We start from the raw sequence: 19,803 nt of genomic DNA on the forward strand, positions 1-19,803 counted from the left end.
TTAAACTGGCGCTCTGAAGGACCGCAATATTTCCAAGCGCCCAAGCACATCGACGTAGGCAAGCGCAGGGACTAGAGGCTCCTGCTCAGTAATGCGAGCGCTGACAAGGTTGCCAGCCCAAGCGCACAAGGCCGTATCGCACCGCGCTCGAACCGCGCCGCTAGCGGTCTAGACCCCCACAATGCCACGGGAACCAGTGGCGCAAGAGAAATGGCGAATGCAAGCTGCGGCCACGAGAGGACATGTGCTATCGAGAGTGCGATGATCGCAACTAGGGTGCCAAAGCCATAGAATGCGTTTTGGGTTGCGGCAGCTCTTCGCGTCTCGACACCGGAGTAAAGGATTGCCATTGGCGGAGCACCAATGCCGGTAAGCGTCCCCATAACACCACTGACTCCCCCGGCAATGAAAAGTGAGCCCCTGGAGATCGGACATGTCAGGCCGAGTAGCGTAAGCATAACTGCAAACAGAACGACGAATCCCACGATAATCGCCAAACCATCTGTCCCTACGACAGTTGCGGCAATATACGCCGCAATCCCCGCCCCGAGGATGCGTCCAGCGAAGCCAGGTGGCAAGTCGCGCCACTGGACAGCATCTTTCGCGTTCAAGAAAGATCCCACCCCAATAAAGAAACCGACAAGAACAACCGTTCCGGGCAACCATTCGGGTGCCACTAAAGCCATGACAGGTGCTGCAAACATACCGTAGCCAGCACCCGATAAGCGTTGCACCAACGTTCCCACGAAAACCGTCAAAGCACAGATCATCCAAGGCCCTAAATCGGGCAACAAACTAGCTGGCATTTGATCTGTTCCATATCGAGGTTGAATTTTCTCGTGTCTATTTTGGAAAAGCTGCCGTTGATAGTCCCCGCAGCATCAAACCATTTGGGCTCAAAGAAGCCATCTGCCCCCGCGATCACTTCAACTGACTGTCCTTCGATCCGCGCCGGTTGATGCCGCCGCGCTGCGCCTTTGCTCCGTCGCGTTCTTCCTGACAATCGATGCATAGCTTCACACCCGGGCGGGCCAGGCGGCGTTTTTCGGGAATCTCTTCTTCACAATCCGCGCAATGGGTCAGACTTTCGCCGACGGGCTGTTGCTGCGCTTTCATCCGCGCCAGCTCATCGCTGATCGAGGCTTCGATCTGCTCGCTCACCGCGCCGTCGCGCGCCCATCCGCCTGCCATATCACGCCCTCCTGCGTCCTGATGCGAAGACCCGCAGCCTAGGCGCCCAAACCGCGCGGGGCAAGCCGGGCGGCTGCCCCGACGTTTTCCTTGCGCCCTGCCCTGTCCGCAGTAGCCTGCCAGCAGTTTCTTTGAGCAGATTTTGGGGAGGGTATTTCATGCGAAAACTTGCAAAATGGCTGGGACGGCTGGTGGTCCTGCTGGTCGTGGTGGTGATCGGCGTACTGATCTTTGTGCCGGGCTATATCGAAAATGGCCGCAACGTAGTGGCCGAGCACGATCCCTACCCCGTCAGCGACGAGGCGGCCGAGCTGCACAAGACGCTGCTGATCGGCGATCTGCATGCCGATCCCCTGCTGTGGAAACGCGACCTCACAAAGCGTGGCAACCGGGGTCAGGTCGACATCCCCCGCCTGATCGAAGGCAACGTGGCCTTGCAGGTTTTCACCGCCGTAACAAAATCCCCCGCCGGTCAGAACTATGACCACAATGAAACCGACGCGATGGACAATATTACCCTCTTGGCAGTGGCACAGATGTGGCCCATGCGCACCTGGGGCTCGCTGTATGAGCGCGCCGTCTATCAGGCGGAAAAACTGCACGGGTTTGAAGAAAAGTCGGACGGCAAACTGCATATCATCAAATCCGAAGCCGACCTTGATGCGCTGCTGGAGCGCAAGCTGTCGGGCGAGGCCGTGGTCGGCGGGATTCTTGGTATCGAAGGCGCGCATCCGCTGGAAGGAAACCTCGACAACCTGCAGGGCTTGCAGGATGCCGGGTACCGGCTGGTGGCCCTACAGCACTTTTTCGACAACGCGCTCGGCGGGTCGCTACATGGCGCCAGCAATGCCGGGCTGACAGATTTCGGACGCTCGGTCGTGCAGGCCGTGGTGGAGCGGGGGCTGATCCTTGATCTCGCCCATTCCAGCCCGCAAGTGGCGCGTGATGTTCTCGAGATGACCGATATTCCGCTGGTCGTCTCCCATGGCGGCATTCACAAGGCCTGCCCCGTCAAACGGAATTTTCAGGACGATCTGATGCGGGAGATCGCGGCCAAGGGCGGGGTCATCGGTATCGGCTACTGGAAGGATGCGATCTGCGATGACAGCCCTGCGGGCGTCGCCGCCGCGGTGAAGGCCGGGATCGAGGTCGTGGGAGAGGATCACGTCGCGCTGGGGTCGGATTTCGACGGCTCGGTCGAGACCACCTTCGACACCTCAGAACTTGCCGCCCTCACCCATGCCATGCTGGAGGCCGGGCTGACGCCGGAACAGATCCGCAAGGTCGCCGGGGAAAACATGCTGCGGGTGATCCGGGCCCGGCTGGACTGATCCACCGCTGCGCCGGAAAAAGACAACGTTGCATCGCGCCGCCCCCTCGCCGGGGCGGCGTTCCCCGTTCTGGCCTGCAGATCTATCTCGCGGATTTAGTCTGCTATCGCTCCTGCGGCAAAATCCCGACAAAACTTATCAAGTATTTGAATTTACACATTTTTCTTGACCACCCCTCCGCTATTGCCTATCGAGGTTTCAAGATCTGCAGCAAGCCAGAATCAACGGCAGCACGCAAAGCTAGCACTCCAGCGAGGACACCCTACCGGGTCCCAGCCAGACAGCCAGCATCGCCAGCCTCCTGATTTCCAGCCAGCCACACAACGCCAGCACTTCGCCAGCGCAGCTCGATCATCCTTGCCAGCCTTTCGCCAGCCGTTGATCAGGTCGCCCCCAAAGGTCTTTCAGCTTGCCAGCCAACGCGCCAGCCTTTCGCTGACTGGCCTATGCTTGGACGCTACAGGCATGTACTCGTCCAAAGCCTGCGCGTTTTGCCCCCAGATGCATCAGTCTATTCCCACACCGTCGCAACATTAACGGCCGCCCTGAACCAAAAAGCAGACGTCCTTGACTTAGCCTGAACAAGGCTTTTCATGTCCATCATGACCGATCTTTCAACCCAAACTCTGGATGAACTCAGCCTCGACGAGGCTGCCCGCCCCAAAGCACCGCTGGTGCCGGAAGCAACGGACGCACACCGTCACCAGGGGCGACAACTGGCAGCAATCCATCGTCATTACCTGATGGAGATAGCCCAGATCGCTGCGGTCCTGACCCGGATCGAGGCGCGGGACACCCCGCCTGAGCACCTGAAGCAGATCGTGCTTTCACTCGACATGGCTGAGAATTTCCGCGCGTTCGGATCGCTTTGCGGGCGCGAGTGCCAGGTGCTCAAGATGCACCACGATATCGAAGGCGCTGACATGTTCCCCCGGATCGAGGCTGCGGGCGGTGGAAAGTTCCGCGAAGTCATCGCCAAGTTGAAGGCAGAACACGAGGTGGTTCATGAGCTGATCATCCGCCTTGGTCGTGCAGCGCATACGCTGGCCGAAAATCCCAGCGATGCAAACTTCGCTCAGGCCGCCGCGACATTCAGAAAACTGGAAGAGGTTGTGCGTTCCCATTTTGGCTATGAGGAAACTGAACTGGCAGAGGCTATCGGGTATTATCTCGGGTCGATCTGACAGCGCCGCCAAGACGTCTCAGCAACGTCGGCATCCAATGCGTTTTCGCCCGCATCCCAATCCGTGACCGAAAGAAAAAAGGGCTGCCCGCAGGGCAACCCTTTTGCATTTCTTTGCCGTTCATTCGCAGCCTGTCTTCAGGCGCTGGTCAGCATACCTTTTTCCGACGCCAAAGCCCGCATCTTGTTTTGCAGCTTCTCAAACGCGCGCACCTCGATCTGGCGGATACGTTCGCGGCTGACGTCATACTGGGTGCTCAGCTCTTCCAGAGTCACCGGTTTGTCGGCAAGACGGCGCTGGGTCAGGATATCCTTTTCCCGGTCATTCAGCACATCAAGCGCCTGCGCCAGCAATTCGCGGCGCGCTTCCAGCTCGTCCCGTGCCTCGTAATCGCCCGCCTGGTCGGCATCTTCGTCTTCCAGCCAGTCCTGCCACTGCATGGTGCCCTCGCCCTCGCTGCCGACAGTGGCATTGAGCGACGCGTCGCCACCGGACATGCGGCGGTTCATCGAGATTACTTCGGCTTCGGTCACGCCCAGATCGGTCGCGATCTTCTTGACGTTTTCCGGACGCAGATCGCCCTCTTCCAGGGCGCCGATACGGGCCTTAGCCTTGCGCAGGTTGAAGAACAGTTTCTTCTGGCCCGAGGTGGTGCCCAGTTTCACAAGGCTCCAGGACCGCAGGATATACTCCTGGATCGAGGCGCGGATCCACCACATGGCATAGGTCGCCAGACGGAAACCTTTTTCAGGATCAAAGCGTTTCACCGCCTGCATCAGACCAACGTTCGCTTCCGAGATCACCTCGGCTTGGGGCAGACCGTAACCGCGGTATCCCATGGCGATCTTGGCCGCCAGACGCAGGTGGGAGGTGACCATCTTATGCGCCGCCTTGGTGTCCTGCTCTTCGACCCACCGCTTGGCCAGCATGTATTCTTCTTCCGGCTCCAGCAGCGGGAACTTCCGGATTTCCTGCATATAACGGTTCAGGCCACCTTCCGGTGTTGGTGCAGGCAGGTTCGCATAATTCGCCATTCGGTCTGTCCCTCCCAATGTTTAAGGACTTAACATCAGCGTTGTTGTAGGACGAATATGGGGAAGAGGTTCTTCCGTTTCAAGTCCTACCGATAATCACACCTTATACCGAACCTGCGATCACGGTCTGTAATCTTGATCACAGGCCCCTATCGGCGGCCCATAGATCACCCTTTTGCGCCGCGCAACGCCTCCAGAAGGTCCTGCATATCCTGCGGCAAGGGCGCCTCGAACCGCACCGTTTCGCCGCTGACCGGATGGGTAAAGCCCAGAACTGCCGCATGCAGTGCCTGCCGCGGAAAGGCCTGAACCGCCGCAAGCGCCTTTTCGCTCAGCGCCTTAACCGGCAGCTTGCGTTTGCCGCCATAGGTCGGATCACCGATCAGCCCATGACCTGCATGGGCCATATGCACCCGGATCTGATGGGTCCGGCCGGTTTCCAGCCAGCATTCGATCAGCGCCGCCACCGGCGGATTGCCAAAAGGCTCCACGATACGCGCCCGCGTCACCGCGTGGCGACCGCCCTGAAACAGCACCGCCTGACGCTGTCGGTCGGTCTTGTGGCGAGCCAACTGGGTGGTCAGCTTCAGGATGTTGCCGGTCTCGAAACTGGCGCCTTTGACACCGCGCAGTCGGGGATCGTTGGCATCGGGCACTCCATAGCAGACCGCGCGGTAATAGCGTTCGACCGTGTGACGTTCGAACTGCGCCGCAAGCCCCTGATGCGCAACATCGGATTTCGCCACCACCAGAAGACCCGAGGTTTCCTTGTCGATGCGATGCACGATACCGGGGCGCTTCACCCCACCGACACCAGACAGGTTATCGCCGCAATGATGCATCAGCGCGTTGACCAGTGTGCCCGAAGGCGTGCCCGGCGCCGGATGCACCACCATGCCCGCCGGTTTGTTGACGACGATCAGATCGTCATCCTCGAACACCACATCTAGCGGGATATCCTCGGGGCCAATATGGCTGTCACTGGCTTCCTCGACGGTAACCGAGATCACCGCGCCTGCCTCGACCCGCGCCTTGGGATCGCGCACCACTTGCCCGTCAACGGACAGCGCGCCCTCGTCAATCAGCCGCGCCAGACGGGTCCGCGATAGGGTTGCCTCCTCTGGCACATCACGCGAAACCGCTTTATCAAGCCGTTTAGGCGGATTTTCCGCGATAACGAATTCTATCCGGCGGCGCTCCATGACAGATCCTTCCAAACCCGAATTGCAAGAAGAGCCGCCGCAGCTGAAGTTCCTGCGCCGACTGGTGACCACGCTGACCGTGGTCATGATTGGCGGGCTTGTATTAGTAATCTCGCTGCTTGTCATCCGTCTGTCTGCAGACGGGCCCTCGCTTCCCGAAAGCATCACCCTGCCCGACGGCGTCACGGCCGAGGCTGTCACCTTTGGCACCGGCTGGGTGGCGGTGGTGACCCAGGATCAGCGGATCCTGATTCTGGATCCCGAAACCAGTGCAGTCCGGCAGGAAATCGAGCTGAAATAGCCCCCCCGGCACAGCAAGGCGGGCGGTCTGGATCAGGAACGCAGCAGCACCTTGTTCGATCCCAGCGCCTCGGCAATCTGCACATATTGCGAACGCCGCTCTTCTGCCGCTTCGGCGCTGCGCAACAGGACCGTCTGCGCCTGATCCAAAATGGCGCTGGCCTGCTGATTGACCTGCGCTGCCCGTGCCGGATTGACCGGCGTCAGCGGACGCGTGGTTCGGTCCGAGGGCGACGCCTTGCGCGACGCATAGGCATTCCCCTGCTTCCAATCCCGGTTATTGCGAGTCAGACGGTGAATGTCCCGCGCTGTATCCCGCAGAACCTGGCGGACCTCCTCGTAATCCGAATCCTCGGGGATTTCCGCTGAAACGCTTTCCAGACGCTCCGCAAGGCAATCCACCCGGTATTCCGCAGCGTCAATATCAGCGCAAAAGGCCTTGGCGGCGGAGAGGCTCGTCACCAACTGACGCAGGAACGCCGCTGATCCGAATTCACCCGCTGGAACGATAACCGTGTAAAGAACCGGCGCTGACTGCGCCAGAACCGGCCCCGCCGTCAGGGCCATCACTGCGGACGCCGCCGCGCATCTGCTTAGAAAACTCTGTGTCATGTCACTCGAACTCCGGATACCAATACCACATGCCCTAGCCACCATCCGGCGGCGGCCCCGCAAACGGGCCATCGGCAGAAATCATGTTGAAACTGTCCCATTCCCGCGCCGTCGTTGCAAGCGCGGCATAGGTCTGTAAGCTGTCAGGAGAGTATCGTAATGATTTTTCGGAGGCTTCCATGTTTTCCCCCCGCTCTCTGACCGCCCTAGCCGCCCTGATTCTTTTTACCGCCCCCGGACCGCTTGCAGCCCAGGGCGCAAGCGCAGCCCTCAACGAAGCAAAGAGCCGCGCCGCCTGCGGTGCAGGGGTTCCGGTCTCGGCGCAATACCTGCCGGGCGGGCTGCTCAAGGTCACCTGCCGCGCCTCCAACTCTCAAGCGGTTAGCGAAACGCTGCCCGAAGCGATGCAGGGTACCGGGCTAAGCCCCACCGCCGCAGCCGGAGTGATTCTGAGCAGTGTGATTCTTCTGGTCGTGACCGGTGATGACGAAACCGGCACCACCACGACGACAACCACCACGACCACGGGCGAATAACCGCGCCCGTACCGGTCAGGCGAGCCACAGCAGTGCTGCAACGGGTTCAGATGGATCAGACCAACGCTCACCTGCATGGCATGCGGGTGAGCTGCTGCCGCCAAGCCCTTGTAGCGCCTACAGGTGCTTGGGCGCGCCCATGCATGCGAACTAACCGATCGCAATCAATGCGTTATGTGGAAAAGGGAGAGAATGGTACCGCCTCCCTGGCTTGAACAGGGGACCTCTGGATCCACAATCCAGCGCTCTAACCAACTGAGCTAAGGCGGCACTGGGGGGCGATTTAGCCTAGGTACATACCGAGCGCAAGGGGGTTAAAGCACAGTTTTCCAGCTTTGTTCGATCAAATCCTGCCCGAAGGAAAGAACCGGTTTGCTGTCGGCCAGTTCCCAGCCGAATGCAGCATAAAGCGCGCAGGCCGCTTCGTGGCTTTCATGGGTCCACAGCGTCATATCCTGATAGCCCGCATCACGCGCGAACTGCATGCATTGGGTCAGCAGGCGCTTGCCGATGCCCTTGCCGCGCGCCTCGGGCGTCAGCAGGAACAGGCGCAGCTTGGCGGTGGTATCGCTCAGCCGCACGCAGAAGATCGAGCCAAGCCGCTGGCCGTTTTCCTCTGCGATCCAGCCGCGTTCCCTTTCCGGATCATGATCCGCGCAGAAATCCCGCAGGATCTCGGCCACCAGCGGGCCAAATGTGTCGTCGAACCCTTCGTCCTGCGTGTAAAGGGTCTGGTGCCGCTCCACCAGCCAGGGGCTGTCCTCAGCTTCGAATCGGCGCAAAGTCACTTTTTCCATGGCTTATCTGACCACGATGCCCGCTTGCCTTTCAACAGGCTCCGGGCTAGCAGGATGCCTCAGGCCGTTTATGCGCCGCAGAAGGTCACCCACAGGAGGTCACGATGGGCATCAACAGCGAACGCGATATCGAAGCAAACATGCAGATCGGCCCGACCGATATCGGCATGGTGCGCATTTTCATCGAAGCCGGCGATATTGAGATCCCGATGGATTTCGACCCCGAAGAAGCCGAGGAAATCGCCGACGAAATCCGCGCCGCCGCTCAGGCAGCCCGCAGCCTGTCGGACTGACCTTGGCCCCCGGACGGGCGGCTGTGTCCGTGCAGGCGCCCGCCAGATAACTGAAGCGGCGCGTCACATACCGCGCCTGAGTTCCCACCCGAGCGTGGAAACTTTACTGCTACGCAAGCCACTTAACGCCAAGTAGCTATGAAACCTCGCGACTAAACAAAAAAACGTTACTGCTTCCTTCAGCGCGATTAATTTCTTTTTGAGACTCCAGCGCGACCCTAAAGGCCATTCATTTGGATTTAGAGGGGCGCAGATTATGAACTCCATTTTCGGCATCAACAGCTTTACCGGCCTTTATGCTGGCACGAACACACCGGATTTGGCGGCGACTGCGGAAACCACAGCCACCGATTGGACCAAAGGGGCCAGCGCCAAAACCCTTCTGGAAGAAAGCCAGAAGGTGCAGCGCGCCGAACGCCTAGAGCAGCGCAAGGAAGCGGAGGCCAACATGAAACGCTTGGAGGACAATGCGCGCGCGATTGCCTTCGCGCTGAAAACCAAAGAAATGCAAAAGGCCCTCGCCACGCTGCAACAGGACAACAGCCAGAGCAGCCACCTCATGCTTTTGATGGTCACAGACGAGGGCGATATTCACGCCTTCTTTCCACCCCCTCCAAACACCTTCGGCGCCGGCTCTGGCAACGATGCCGTGTCCTACGCTGGCGGGGTGATCAAGGGCATCGAAACCGGTGATGGATCGGACGCCGTAGCCCTGACCGGCGATGTGGTCGAGGACGTGCATACCGACCGGCAAAACCGAGGCACCGAGTTGGTCGTTTACAAATCCGGCGGGGCGCGGATGACCACGTATTATGCCAATTATTCCGCCGCCGATTCCTTGGCGATCTCAGCACGGACGATACGCAAGATTTCGACCGGTGGCGGTAATGACGCGGTCGCTCTGAATGCGGAAACGATCACGGGACTCGATACCGGTACGGGCGATGACGCGCTCAGCATCTCGGCCCGCCACATCAATCAGGTGAACACCGGCGATGGCAATGACAGCCTGGCCATTCGCGCGGGGGTCGTGTCACGACTGGATACCGGATCGGGCGACGATGTTCTGACCCTTAACGCCACTGTTCTGGACGGCGTCAGAACCGGCGACGGCAATGATGTGGTCAATGTGGTGATGAATGATCAATCCGGGGACGGGCTGGACTTCCCGCGGTACGCCCGCCTGCACACAGGCAGCGGCGATGACACGCTATCCTTGGCAGCGCAGGGGCATGTCACATTTGGTGCCGGGACAGGCGACGATACGGTTCTGCTGTCAAAAGGCAGCTTTACCATGGCGCTGCAGGATGGCGCGGCCGAGGGCAATGACGTGGTCACCCTTTCGGACGGTGCAGATCTGGCCCTCATGGTCTCCAGCGAAAAAGCCGCCAGCGCCACCATCGTAAAGAAGGACGATGCCCTGCTCATCAATTTTGGCGATGGTAGCTCGGTCACAGTCAAAGGTCTGGCAAACGGAGGCACTGTCGCGCTGGCCCTGCCAAGCGGTCAGGTCGACAAGATCCTGAAACAAGAACAAGCGGTCGATCTGCGCATGTGAGGATCACATCTGCTACACTCTGGGGTCGAGAACGGCCTGCAGCCGCCGCGCAGCGTCCATCGCCAGCTTGTGCGTCATCTTCTTGCGCCGGGCTGCGGCCAACTTCTCTTCCGGCCCCATGCGGACAATCTCGCCGTAATAGGCATCGGCGATGATCAGACCGGTTTCATCCGGCAGGATCTCGACCGGGAACTCGGTGTCTACCGCCCAGAAGTAGCGATCACACCATTCCAGATAACCCTGCCATTTGCTGTCTGACTGGAAATCGGCGCGGCTGGATTTGCATTCGATCACCCAAAGCTCGCCCTTGGGTCCCAGCGCCATCAGATCAACGCGCAGGCCGCGCGTTGGCACGAATTCCTCGACCGAGACAAAGCCAAGCGAGCGCAAATACCGCGCCACCCCGCGCGCCAGCCGCTGACCAGGCTGAAACCGCTCCAGATCATTCTCATCCACCATGGCACCAGAAGTGAACAATTAGGGAACAAAATGCAAGCCCGAGGACGGTAAAGGCAAAAACTCTTACCACTTGCCCCTTGCCGCCGCAGCGCCCGCACACTACCTAGGGCCGTGGCGGGTTCTGCCCTTCTTGTGACAGGTAGCATTCCAGTGGCCTTAAGCAATTCCGAGGGAGCTGGCTCTGTTCGGATCCTGGTCCGTTTACCTGGCGCCCACCTGTACATACAGGTCCTCGGGAATCAAAACCGCACGGTTGCCTGGTGGTCCCGCCACTTTTCCTCACCTACGAACGCTGCTTGGGTCTGATCCGGCCCAGTGCAGGATGCATGCCGTCACAAGTACCTGCCGGTTAATTCGGCGCCCCGTCGGCCCATTTGCCCGTCCGTCAGACCACAGCGGCCGACCGCGCAGTTACCCCAGGAACAAAAAGGCGCCACTCCCGCTAAAGGAATGGCGCCCTTGATCTACACGAATTTTTCGCCAGACGGCCTCAGCTATCCATCTTCAATGCCGAGATGAAGGCTTCTTGCGGGATGTCGACCTTGCCGAACTGACGCATCTTCTTCTTACCCGCTTTCTGCTTGTCCAGCAGCTTGCGTTTGCGCGAGGCGTCGCCGCCATAGCATTTCGCGGTCACGTCCTTGCGCAGCGCCGACAGGGTCTCGCGCGCGATCACCTTGCCGCCGATGGCCGCCTGGATCGGGATCTTGAACATGTGGCGCGGGATCAGGTCCTTCAGCTTTTCGCACATGGCCCGGCCGCGCATCTCGGCGCGGTCCCGGTGCACCATCATCGACAGCGCATCCACTGGCTCGTCATTCACCAGCACCGACATCTTCACCAGGTTGTCCTCGCGGTAGCCCGTCAGGTGATAGTCAAAGGAGGCATAGCCCTTGGTCACCGATTTCAGCCGGTCATAGAAGTCAAAGACCACCTCGTTCAACGGCAAATCGTAGACCACCATGGCGCGGGTGCCGGCATAGGTCAGGTCTTCCTGAATGCCGCGGCGGTCCTGGCAGAGTTTCAGCACATCGCCGAGGTATTCATCCGGCACAAGGATCGTCGCCTTGATCCGCGGTTCCTCGATGTGATCCACCTTGGACATGTCAGGCATGTCGGCCGGGTTGTGCAGGTCGATCTTCTCGCCGTCCTTCATGTAGACGTGATAGATCACCGACGGCGCCGTGGTGATCAGCTCGATATTGTATTCCCGCTCGATCCGGTCGCGGATCACCTCAAGGTGCAACAGGCCCAGGAAACCGCAGCGGAAACCAAAGCCCAGCGCCGCCGAGGTCTCCATCTCAAAGCTGAAGGAGGCGTCGTTGAGAGCCAGCTTGTCGATGGCGTCGCGCAGGTCTTCGAATTCGGCGCTATCCACCGGGAAGAGACCGCAGAACACCACCGGCTGCGCCGGTTTGAAGCCCGGCAGAGCCACCTCGCAGCCGTTCCGGTCATTGGTGATGGTGTCGCCGACGCGGGTGTCGCGTACCTGCTTGATCGAGGCGGTCAGGAAGCCGATCTCACCCGGGCCGAGTTCATCCACCACCTGCATGGCAGGGCGGAAGACGCCGATCCGGTCCACATGGTGCAGGGTGTCGTTCGACATGAACTTGACCCGCATGCCTTTCTTTAGGACGCCGTCCATGATGCGCACCAGCACGATCACGCCCAGGTAAGCGTCGTACCAGCTGTCCACCAGCATGGCTTTGAGCGGCGCATCGCGGGTGCCTGCGGGAGCGGGCAGATGCTGTACGATCGCTTCCAGCGTTTCGTGAATGCCCTGCCCGGTTTTGGCCGAGACCTGAATGGCTTCGCTTGCGTCGATGCCAATCACATCCTCGATCTGCTCGGCCACGCGATCGCAATCGGATGCGGGCAGGTCGATCTTGTTCAGCACCGGGACGATCTCATGATCCGCATCGATCGCCTGATAGACATTGGCCAGCGTCTGCGCCTCGACCCCTTGGGTGCTGTCCACAACCAGCAGCGAGCCTTCAACCGCGCGCATGGAGCGGGAGACCTCATAGGCAAAGTCGACGTGACCGGGGGTGTCGATGAGGTTGAGCACATAGGTCTCGCCATCGTCGGCCTTGTAGTCGATCCGAACCGTGTTGGCCTTGATGGTGATGCCGCGCTCGCGCTCGATATCCATCGCGTCCAGAAGCTGCTCTTTCATATCGCGTGACTCCACCGTCCCGGTCTCCTGGATGAGCCGGTCAGCGAGGGTGGATTTGCCATGGTCGATATGGGCGACGATGGAGAAATTGCGGATCTTTGAGAGCTCTGTCATGGTCTGGGGATATGGTTCGGATTTTGAGTTTGGTCAAGCGCGCGCGTGAGGCCACCCAGCGATATTTTTAAGGGTGCATGGCAGGAGGGGCGCAATTGCCGCAGATTGAGACCAAAGCTACTCTAAACGAAATTCCCTTGAGCATAGGTCAAGCATGGGCCTGTTTCTCCATACTCGATTGCCTGCAAGACTTGGAAACTCTTTTCAACTCGCAGGATGAGGACTTTCCAAACAGAGACTTGCTTTGCATGCGTAGCATTATCGTCGCCTTGTCTTCATTTCAAAACAGAGACGACAACAGGCTCCCTATCAACCACTTCGTGATCGGAGAGCTAATTGAACCTGCTGCTACCATTGAGCAGCGTTTCACGCATGCATGCCGACACCTAGCACTTTCCCTTCTAAAAGAAGACCAAACCTACACAAACAAACACCTGAACAAAGCTCGCGATGGCCACGAGAATTCTGGCAAAATTCACGCTGCCCCCAAGACACATCTATCAATTTCTATCGAACTCGGTCGTGGTATCAGCGGGTCTGGCGCCACCTCTCGAAACTCGGCGAGCAGCGAAATTGAGAACTTTGCCCAGAGTTTTGATCATAAAAACGAGGGTCTCTTCCAAACGGCGTTTATTAATCTGATAACCGGACGCAAATGGCGCTCCAAGAACCCAGTCCTTCCTGAGAATGGGACTTGGTCCTTCTGGCGCGACTGGTACCAAGGATTCCTCGATGGACGTCCCCTCCACTGGGATCTTCAACGCCGCGTTGCCCTGATCGACGATGCCATCTGGGACCAAGGCCCCGAGGCCGTCGCGGAAGAGATCGAGCGGATCAAGGGCGAGTTCGCAGCGCAGCGCCCGCAGGAACCACGCTTCCCCGCCTATGAACCCAATGACCTCCGCCCCCTGATCCAGAACCGCATCATTGCAACAGCAAGCCTGCAGGGGCTGGCAGTGCAGATCTCTGGCGCGATTGAGCAGTATCACGCAGACACCGGCGCCAATGCCCTGCCCGAGGCGTTTTCCCCCTTGCAGGACATGCCCGCACTGATGAACGCGATTGCGCAAACGCTTGGGGACATTCAGCAGCCGGAAGATGTCAGTTCCGAAACGGAGCAAGCCCTGCGCACCGAGATCGGCAGGCTGAACGCCAAGGTCGCGGATCTTGAAGGAAAGCTCTCCGCGCTGAGCGCCGAGATCGAAAGCCTGTCCCGCTCCGAAAAAGGCAAAGTCTTCAGCCTTCTTAGGAACACGGCCCTACTCGGAGGTTTAATCAGCGGACTTTGGGCGATGTCTGGCGACGAGTTGGGCGCTCGCTCGCGCTATGAAAACATCGTGACCTACACAAATGACATTCGGGCGCTGCTCATGAAGGAAGGTCTGCCGCAGACGCAGGTTGAGACCTCCCTCCCCCCACAGACGCGACCTGACAAGGGTAACTAGTGGAGAAATCCCTAATTTTGCTGACTGGGGACGCTACTCGGACAAGGGCCGCGCCCGGTCTTGAGACCGGGCGCGGCTGTTTCAGGGTCCCGGCAAAATCCCGCGCATGATTTATGGATTATTAACCCCAATTGAAAGCCAGCCAAACCTGCGGCATAGTCGCGCCAGCCGCCTGCCAGCGGCCTCTCTCGAATGACCACTGGACAGGACATGACGATGCGTTTTGTGAGCTCTTTTCTCTGTGCCGCGGCCCTGACGACTGCGTTCAGCGTACCCTCTGTCGATGCAGGCGTCATCGAAAGGGCCTGTCGTCAGTCCGAACGCGGCTATGCAAAGGCCGGGCTGTGCAGCTGCATTCAGAAAGTCGCCAACAAGAGCCTGACCCGTTCGGAGCGCTCCAAGGTGTCGAAGTGGTTTGCCGATCCGCATCAGGCCCAGGTCGTACGCCAGTCCAGCCATCGCGGCGATGAACAGCTTTGGGAACGCTACAAGGAATTTGGCGCCAACGCCGCGCGCGTCTGCGGCTGATACAGCCCCTCTGAAAGGCGTCCATTCAGATCAGCGTTACGACGGTCACACCCCTCTCATGCCGCCGTGATGCGCTCCCGATTTTGCGCGACCCACGGCCCGGCGCAGATGCTGCAGTGCCGCACAGGGGAAATCCGCTCCAATACAACCCTTGACCCCGCATCTTTCTGTCGTTGAGAAAGAAGATGCATATTTGGAGCATATTCATGTTGACGAAGGGTGTTACCCTAAGAGGGCTGGAAGTCTTTGCCGCCCTGGCAAGAACCGGATCCGTGGCGCAGGCTGCGGAAATGACCGGGCTCAGCCAACCCGCAGTCAGCCAGCAATTGCGGAATCTGGAAAAGTCATTGTCCTGCGACCTGGTGGACCACAGCCGCCGCCCGATGGTGGTCACCCCGGCGGGACGCACATTTCTGGCCCGCACCGAGGCGGTGCTTGCAGAGCTGCGTCTGGCGCAAAGCGAGCTGACGGTTGTCGATCTCAGCCACCTGCCCGAACTGTCGATCGGTCTAATCGACGATTTCGACAATGATCTGACCCCGCGGTTGGTGACCATCCTTGCCGAGAGCCTGACCAAATGCCGGTTCAAGATGATCACCGCCTCCAGCCACGACATCATCCGCGCCATGGAAGAGCGCGAGCTGCACATCGCCGTAGCCGCCACCACCGGCGCCCTGCACGAAGGGCTGGTGGAACTGCCACTGGTGCAGGACCCCTTTATTCTGGTGGCCCCAAAGGGGTTCATCGGCTCCTCGGATACTGGCCTTCCGAAGGTCAGCGTGAGCGAGCTGAATACCCTGCCATTCCTGCGCTATGCACGGGACCAATTGATTTCACAGCAAATCGACGCCCATCTGACCCGTCAAAACCTTACCTTTGAAAGCCGGTTCGAGATTGGTTCCCACCTTGCCCTGATGGCCATGGTGGCGCGCCGAATCGGCTGGGCGATCACGACGCCGCTGGGGTATATGCGGGCGGTGCGGTTCCACGATCAGATCGAAGCCTACGCCCTGCCCTTTGGTGCCGCCGGTCGGACCATTTCCCTGTTCAGCGGCAACGACTGGGCGGATCAGGTCCCCCGCGACGTGGCCAAGACCATGCGGCACTTGATCCAGACACAGATGATCGATCCGGCGCTGGTCCGGCTTCCCTGGCTGGCAGGCGCGTTCAAGGTCATCGACAGCTAAGGCCGACGTCAGAGGGCGTGCCCTGCCTCCAGATGGGAGACCAGCCCACGCGCCGCCTGCTCGATCAGGTCGAGGCATCCGTCGAAATCCCGCGTATAATAGGGATCGGGCACATGATCCGCGCTGCTGCCCGCAGCAAAGTCGGTGAACAGCACCACGGGCGTGATCTGGTCTGCAGGCCTTTGCGCCTCGATATTGCGCAGATTGTCACCGTCCATCGCCACGATCAGATCAAAACGCGCAAAATCCTGCGGTTCGAACTGCCGCGCCCGCAAATCCGACAGATCCAGCCCTCGCGCCCGCGCCGCAGCCTGCATCGGCCCGTAGGGCGGCTCTCCCACGTGATAACCCGCCGTGCCCGCGCTATCCGTCTCGGCCTGCTTAAAAAGGTCGCGGAACACCCCTTCAGCTGCGGGCGAGCGGCAAATGTTTCCTAGGCAGACGAACAAAATGCGTTTAGTCATCGGGGCACACTCCTTTTGGCAAGACAGCAATAAGAGGCTTTGCGGCGATGGAAAAGAGTGCGGAGAAGATCGTCATCCTGACTGGCGCCGGCATTTCCGCCGAAAGTGGGCTCGGTACCTTTCGCGACGAAGACGGGCTCTGGGCCAAACACCGGATCGAAGATGTAGCAACGCCCGAAGGATTTGCCCGCGATCCCGATCTTGTGCACGCCTTCTACAATGCCCGCCGTGCCCAATCGGTCGATGCCAGCCCGAATGCCGCCCACACGGCCTTGGGTGAGCTGCAAAGGTCCTGGCCCGGTGAGGTTGTGATCATCACCCAGAATGTAGACGGGCTGCACGAACAGGGCGGCGCAGAAGATGTGCTGCATATGCACGGTACGCTTGACGGTGCCCTCTGCGCAGCCTGCGATCACCGCTGGCCCGCCCCCGCCAGCATGTCGCACACCGACCTCTGCCCCGCCTGCGCCCAGCCCCGCACGCGCCCCGATATCGTCTGGTTTGGCGAAATGCCCTATTTCATGGAAGCCATCTACGACCATCTGGCCGAAGCGGATATCTTCGCCTCAATCGGAACCTCCGGTCAGGTCTACCCGGCCGCTGCCTTTGTGCAGGAAGCGCAGATGGCGGGCGCCCATACGGTTGAACTCAATCTTGAGCCCTCGGCCGGCGCATCCAGCTTTGCCGAAAGCCGCCTGGGGCGCGCCAGCGAGATCGTGCCCCACTGGACCGGCGAGTTTCTGGCCCGCGCCTGAACCTCCAAAGAAAACGGCCAGCCCCCGGACAAGGACTGGCCGCAATGTCTCGGCGCGATTGGCGCTGATCAGTTGTTGTGCTTCATGCCGCCGTGACCGGGCTTGCGCTCCAGATCCACCGGCACCTCAACGTTGATTTCTCCGGCTTTTTCAAAGACCAGCGTCAACGGCACCACATCGCCGTGATGAAGGGTCTGGGTCAGCCCCAGAAACATGACGTGGTCGCCGCCCCGCTTCAGCATGTGCACCTCACCCGCCGGAATGGCAAAGCCTTCTTCCACATGCACCATCTTCATGACACCGTTGGCATCGCCCTGGTGGGTGTGCAGCTCGACCCGCTCTGCCACGTCAGAACGCGCATCGATCAGCCGGTCATCAGCGCCGGTATCGTTCATGATCTGCATGAAGGCCGCGCCGCTGGCGGACATCTTGGTCGATACGCGTGCATAGGCGTCCTCGACCATCATACCGCCCGCCATGGCGGCCCCGGCAAGGGTGACTGCGGCTGCGCTGGTGGCGACGAAAACGAAGGATTTAAAAGACATCTTGAGTCTCCTGTTGCAAAGTCTGTCTGATTTTCAGGGTAGGATAGATTGGAAATCAGGCAGAGATCGGCGGGCCACGCGCCAGGGCGTATTGCCCGCAGGAGACGGGGATCAGGACTGTGCGATCGGGTGTCAGATCCTGCAGAACCGGGCGCGCCGGGATTGGCAGCGCTTGCTGCACCGGCAGCCCAGCATCCAAGAGATGCATCACGCAGTCGGGACAATAATGCGGCGCCGGGACCGGCTGGCCGTCGCTGTCCACATAGATCGCCACCGGGCCGGTGCCCGTGCAGATCACGATCTGCCCCGAGGCATCCCGTGCCCCACGCATCGCGGCAGCGCTATGGGCGGTCAGCACCACAGCAAGGGACAGGAATATCCCGATATATATCCGCAAGCGTCGCATCATCAGTGGCAGATATGCCCCCGCACAGCGCCAACCGCAAGCGGCATTCGGTCACGCCAAGAATGGCAAAACGCCGCGCTGGGATATCCAGCGCGGCGTTTTACTAAATCAGATCGGTCTGAAGTGGATCAGGCCTCGGCAGCTTGTGCCTTGGCGATCTCTTTTTTCACTTTCAGAGCGGTTGCGGACAGCTCTTCGTCCTTGGCTTTTGCCAAGAATGCGTCCAGACCACCGCGGTGATCAACCGAGCGCAGGGCTGCGGCGGAAATCTTCAGCTTGACGCCACGGCCCAGAGTCTCGGACTGCAGGGTGACATCGTTCAGGTTCGGCAGAAACCGACGACGAGTGCGGTTCTTGGCGTGGCTGACATTGTTGCCAGTCATCGGGCCTTTTCCGGTCAGTTCGCAACGGCGCGACATAGGTTCATCCTTCGTATCTGGGGCGGCCTGCCGGACAAAACTCCGAATCTGCCGCCAAATCACAAGGGCGCGGCCATTGGCTGCGCCCGAAAACTGGTTGGATGCGTTTAGGAGGAATCGCTGACAGGGTCAAGCCATATGGCAGGGTTTTATCACCCACTCCGCCGGAAAGTGGCACAGCCCCGCCCAAACGGGACCAAACCCGGCCGCGCGCCTGGCTTGAAAGGTCCTCCTACCGCATCTGGTCAGCGGGTTTATTCCAGCCCCAACCCCTTCAGCATGTCCCGCGCGGCTGCGGCAGGGGTCTGCTCTCCCGCAGCGACCGCATCCGACAGTTCCGCCATCCGGCCCTGCGCCCAAGGCGTTTCCAGCCTTGCCAGCATGGCCTGGCGCACATCTTCGGCAAACCAGTAACGCGCCTGATCCGCCCGGGTTCGCGTCCAATGTCCCGTCTCGCGCCGCCAGCCCGACAGATGCTCGATATCGGCCCAAGCGGCCTCCAGCCCCTCCCGTGCCAGCGCCGAAACCATCATCGCCTTGGGAAAGCCTTCGGGATCCTGCGGACGCTTGCGCAGCAGCCGCAAAGCCCCGGCGTAATCGGCGCACGTGCGGGTAGCGGCGGGTTTCAGATCGCCGTCTGCCTTGTTGACCAGAATCATATCCGCCATTTCCATGATTCCGCGCTTGACACCCTGCAACTCATCGCCGCCCGCCGGGGCCAGCAAGAGCAGGAACAGATCCGACATCTGCGCCACCACGGTTTCGGATTGCCCCACCCCGACGGTTTCGATCAGTACCACGTCAAAACCCGCCGCCTCGCACAGGGACACCGCCTCCCGGGTGCGGCGGGCGACCCCGCCCAGCGTGGTCTGGCTGGGCGACGGGCGAATGAACGCAGATTTCTGGCGGCTGAGATGCTCCATCCGGGTCTTGTCGCCCAGAATGGAACCGCCCGAGCGGGTCGAGCTGGGATCGACCGCCAGCACCGCCACCCGCAGGCCGCGTTCGACCAGCATCATGCCGAAGGCCTCGATAAAGGTGGATTTGCCAACCCCGGGCGTGCCCGACAGGCCGATCCGCAAGGCCTGCCGATCCGCTTTGGCCAGCCGCTCCAGCAGCGCCAGCGCTTGCTCCCGGTGATCGTCGCGCCCGCTTTCGACCAGAGTAATCGCCCGCGCCAGCGCGCGCCGGTCGCCTTGCAAAATCTTGTCACTCAGCTGCGCAATATCCATGCCAAAGCCCCTGTTCCGCGCCCCTTGCAGGGCCT

At 60.2% G+C, this 19,803-nt stretch carries 24 protein-coding genes and 1 tRNA gene; 10 read left to right on the forward strand and 15 right to left on the reverse strand.

Going from position 1 to position 19,803, the window contains the following annotated elements; genetic code table 11:
* Positions 1–71: 71 nt before the first annotated feature.
* Together SM765_RS10340 and SM765_RS10345 are read right to left on the reverse strand one after the other, a co-directional pair.
* Positions 72–806, reverse strand: a complete 735-nt coding sequence (locus tag SM765_RS10340; protein WP_342455887.1) for a TSUP family transporter — start codon at positions 804–806, stop codon at positions 72–74.
* Between the two features lie 115 nt (positions 807–921).
* The gene (locus tag SM765_RS10345; RefSeq protein WP_274830083.1) at positions 922–1,191 is read right to left on the reverse strand and encodes a DksA/TraR family C4-type zinc finger protein; all 270 of its coding nucleotides are present in this window, start codon (positions 1,189–1,191) and stop codon (positions 922–924) included.
* A 158-nt stretch (positions 1,192–1,349) separates the two neighbouring features.
* Here SM765_RS10345 and SM765_RS10350 point away from each other — a divergent pair, with 158 nt between their 5' ends.
* Both SM765_RS10350 and SM765_RS10355 read left to right on the forward strand, forming a co-directional pair.
* A complete protein-coding gene (locus SM765_RS10350) occupies positions 1,350–2,522 on the forward strand; it encodes a dipeptidase (RefSeq protein ID WP_274837757.1) in 1,173 nt (390 codons plus the stop codon).
* 602 nt (positions 2,523–3,124) lie between these two features.
* Positions 3,125–3,706, forward strand: coding sequence for a hemerythrin domain-containing protein (locus tag SM765_RS10355; protein ID WP_274837758.1), 582 nt, complete (start codon positions 3,125–3,127; stop codon positions 3,704–3,706).
* 137 nt (positions 3,707–3,843) lie between these two features.
* Here the strand turns inward: SM765_RS10355 and rpoH are convergent, their stop codons facing one another.
* Both rpoH and SM765_RS10365 read right to left on the reverse strand, forming a co-directional pair.
* Positions 3,844–4,740, reverse strand: a complete 897-nt coding sequence (gene rpoH, locus SM765_RS10360) for an RNA polymerase sigma factor RpoH (protein ID WP_065272972.1) — start codon at positions 4,738–4,740, stop codon at positions 3,844–3,846.
* A gap of 167 nt (positions 4,741–4,907) precedes the next feature.
* Positions 4,908–5,942, reverse strand: a complete 1,035-nt coding sequence (locus SM765_RS10365; protein WP_274832965.1) for an RluA family pseudouridine synthase — start codon at positions 5,940–5,942, stop codon at positions 4,908–4,910.
* Here SM765_RS10365 and SM765_RS10370 point away from each other — a divergent pair.
* Positions 5,941–6,243 carry a DUF6476 family protein gene (locus SM765_RS10370; protein WP_274835010.1) on the forward strand — a complete coding sequence of 101 codons (303 nt, stop codon included), beginning with the start codon at positions 5,941–5,943 and terminating at the stop codon, positions 6,241–6,243. The two genes, SM765_RS10365 and SM765_RS10370, sit on opposite strands and share 2 nt — an antisense overlap.
* Before the next feature lie 32 nt (positions 6,244–6,275).
* Here the strand turns inward: SM765_RS10370 and SM765_RS10375 are convergent, their stop codons facing one another.
* Both SM765_RS10375 and SM765_RS10380 read right to left on the reverse strand, forming a co-directional pair.
* On the reverse strand, positions 6,276–6,854 hold the full coding sequence (locus SM765_RS10375) for a hypothetical protein (protein ID WP_274835011.1): 579 nt from the start codon (positions 6,852–6,854) through the stop codon (positions 6,276–6,278).
* Positions 6,855–6,888: 34 nt separating this feature from the next.
* Positions 6,889–7,035, reverse strand: a complete 147-nt coding sequence (locus SM765_RS10380; protein WP_274835012.1) for a hypothetical protein — start codon at positions 7,033–7,035, stop codon at positions 6,889–6,891.
* Between SM765_RS10380 and SM765_RS10385 the strand changes: the two genes are divergently transcribed.
* The gene (locus SM765_RS10385) at positions 7,034–7,390 is read left to right on the forward strand and encodes a hypothetical protein (RefSeq protein WP_274835013.1); all 357 of its coding nucleotides are present in this window, start codon (positions 7,034–7,036) and stop codon (positions 7,388–7,390) included. The two genes, SM765_RS10380 and SM765_RS10385, sit on opposite strands and share 2 nt — an antisense overlap.
* A gap of 193 nt (positions 7,391–7,583) precedes the next feature.
* On the opposite strand, the gene SM765_RS10390 is transcribed toward SM765_RS10385, so the two are convergent.
* Positions 7,584–7,660 (reverse strand) — tRNA-His (locus tag SM765_RS10390).
* 44 nt (positions 7,661–7,704) lie between these two features.
* Complete coding sequence (locus SM765_RS10395; RefSeq protein WP_274835014.1) at positions 7,705–8,187, reverse strand: GNAT family N-acetyltransferase; 483 nt, start codon at positions 8,185–8,187, stop codon at positions 7,705–7,707.
* Positions 8,188–8,291: 104 nt separating this feature from the next.
* Here SM765_RS10395 and SM765_RS10400 point away from each other — a divergent pair, with 104 nt between their 5' ends.
* Positions 8,292–8,480 (forward strand): DUF6324 family protein, encoded by a 189-nt coding sequence (locus SM765_RS10400; protein ID WP_065272966.1) that lies wholly within the window; start codon positions 8,292–8,294, stop codon positions 8,478–8,480.
* A 256-nt stretch (positions 8,481–8,736) separates the two neighbouring features.
* Positions 8,737–10,038, forward strand: coding sequence for a hypothetical protein (locus SM765_RS10405; RefSeq protein WP_368981502.1), 1,302 nt, complete (start codon positions 8,737–8,739; stop codon positions 10,036–10,038).
* 12 nt (positions 10,039–10,050) lie between these two features.
* On the opposite strand, the gene SM765_RS10410 is transcribed toward SM765_RS10405, so the two are convergent.
* Together SM765_RS10410 and lepA are read right to left on the reverse strand one after the other, a co-directional pair.
* A complete protein-coding gene (locus SM765_RS10410) occupies positions 10,051–10,497 on the reverse strand; it encodes an MmcB family DNA repair protein (protein ID WP_274835016.1) in 447 nt (148 codons plus the stop codon).
* A 490-nt stretch (positions 10,498–10,987) separates the two neighbouring features.
* Positions 10,988–12,787 (reverse strand): translation elongation factor 4, encoded by a 1,800-nt coding sequence (gene lepA, locus SM765_RS10415; protein WP_065272964.1) that lies wholly within the window; start codon positions 12,785–12,787, stop codon positions 10,988–10,990.
* A gap of 95 nt (positions 12,788–12,882) precedes the next feature.
* Between lepA and SM765_RS10420 the strand changes: the two genes are divergently transcribed.
* From SM765_RS10420 to SM765_RS10430, 3 genes are all read left to right on the forward strand, one after another.
* Positions 12,883–14,232 carry a hypothetical protein gene (locus tag SM765_RS10420; protein ID WP_274835017.1) on the forward strand — a complete coding sequence of 450 codons (1,350 nt, stop codon included), beginning with the start codon at positions 12,883–12,885 and terminating at the stop codon, positions 14,230–14,232.
* 216 nt (positions 14,233–14,448) lie between these two features.
* Positions 14,449–14,760, forward strand: a complete 312-nt coding sequence (locus SM765_RS10425) for a hypothetical protein (protein ID WP_065273772.1) — start codon at positions 14,449–14,451, stop codon at positions 14,758–14,760.
* Between the two features lie 206 nt (positions 14,761–14,966).
* Positions 14,967–15,947 (forward strand): LysR family transcriptional regulator, encoded by a 981-nt coding sequence (locus tag SM765_RS10430; protein ID WP_065272963.1) that lies wholly within the window; start codon positions 14,967–14,969, stop codon positions 15,945–15,947.
* 8 nt (positions 15,948–15,955) lie between these two features.
* On the opposite strand, the gene SM765_RS10435 is transcribed toward SM765_RS10430, so the two are convergent.
* Positions 15,956–16,411, reverse strand: coding sequence for a low molecular weight protein-tyrosine-phosphatase (locus SM765_RS10435; RefSeq protein WP_065272962.1), 456 nt, complete (start codon positions 16,409–16,411; stop codon positions 15,956–15,958).
* A 47-nt stretch (positions 16,412–16,458) separates the two neighbouring features.
* On the opposite strand from SM765_RS10435, the gene SM765_RS10440 reads away from it, so the two are divergent.
* On the forward strand, positions 16,459–17,166 hold the full coding sequence (locus tag SM765_RS10440; RefSeq protein ID WP_274837760.1) for an NAD-dependent deacylase: 708 nt from the start codon (positions 16,459–16,461) through the stop codon (positions 17,164–17,166).
* Positions 17,167–17,234: 68 nt separating this feature from the next.
* Here SM765_RS10440 and SM765_RS10445 read toward each other — a convergent pair whose 3' ends face one another.
* The 4 genes from SM765_RS10445 to meaB form a co-directional block, all read right to left on the reverse strand.
* Positions 17,235–17,711: a copper chaperone PCu(A)C gene (locus SM765_RS10445; protein WP_274837761.1), complete on the reverse strand. Its 477-nt coding sequence runs from the start codon at positions 17,709–17,711 to the stop codon at positions 17,235–17,237.
* Between the two features lie 55 nt (positions 17,712–17,766).
* A complete protein-coding gene (locus tag SM765_RS10450) occupies positions 17,767–18,117 on the reverse strand; it encodes a hypothetical protein (protein ID WP_065273771.1) in 351 nt (116 codons plus the stop codon).
* 128 nt (positions 18,118–18,245) lie between these two features.
* Positions 18,246–18,536, reverse strand: a complete 291-nt coding sequence (gene rpmB, locus SM765_RS10455; protein ID WP_065272959.1) for a 50S ribosomal protein L28 — start codon at positions 18,534–18,536, stop codon at positions 18,246–18,248.
* Between the two features lie 254 nt (positions 18,537–18,790).
* Complete coding sequence (meaB, locus tag SM765_RS10460) at positions 18,791–19,768, reverse strand: methylmalonyl Co-A mutase-associated GTPase MeaB (RefSeq protein WP_274837762.1); 978 nt, start codon at positions 19,766–19,768, stop codon at positions 18,791–18,793.
* Between the last annotated feature and the right edge of the window lie 35 nt (positions 19,769–19,803).

Origin of the sequence: Pseudophaeobacter sp. 1A09344 (genome assembly GCF_041008745.1) — a bacterium.
GTDB lineage: Bacteria > Pseudomonadota > Alphaproteobacteria > Rhodobacterales > Rhodobacteraceae > Phycobacter > Phycobacter gallaeciensis_A.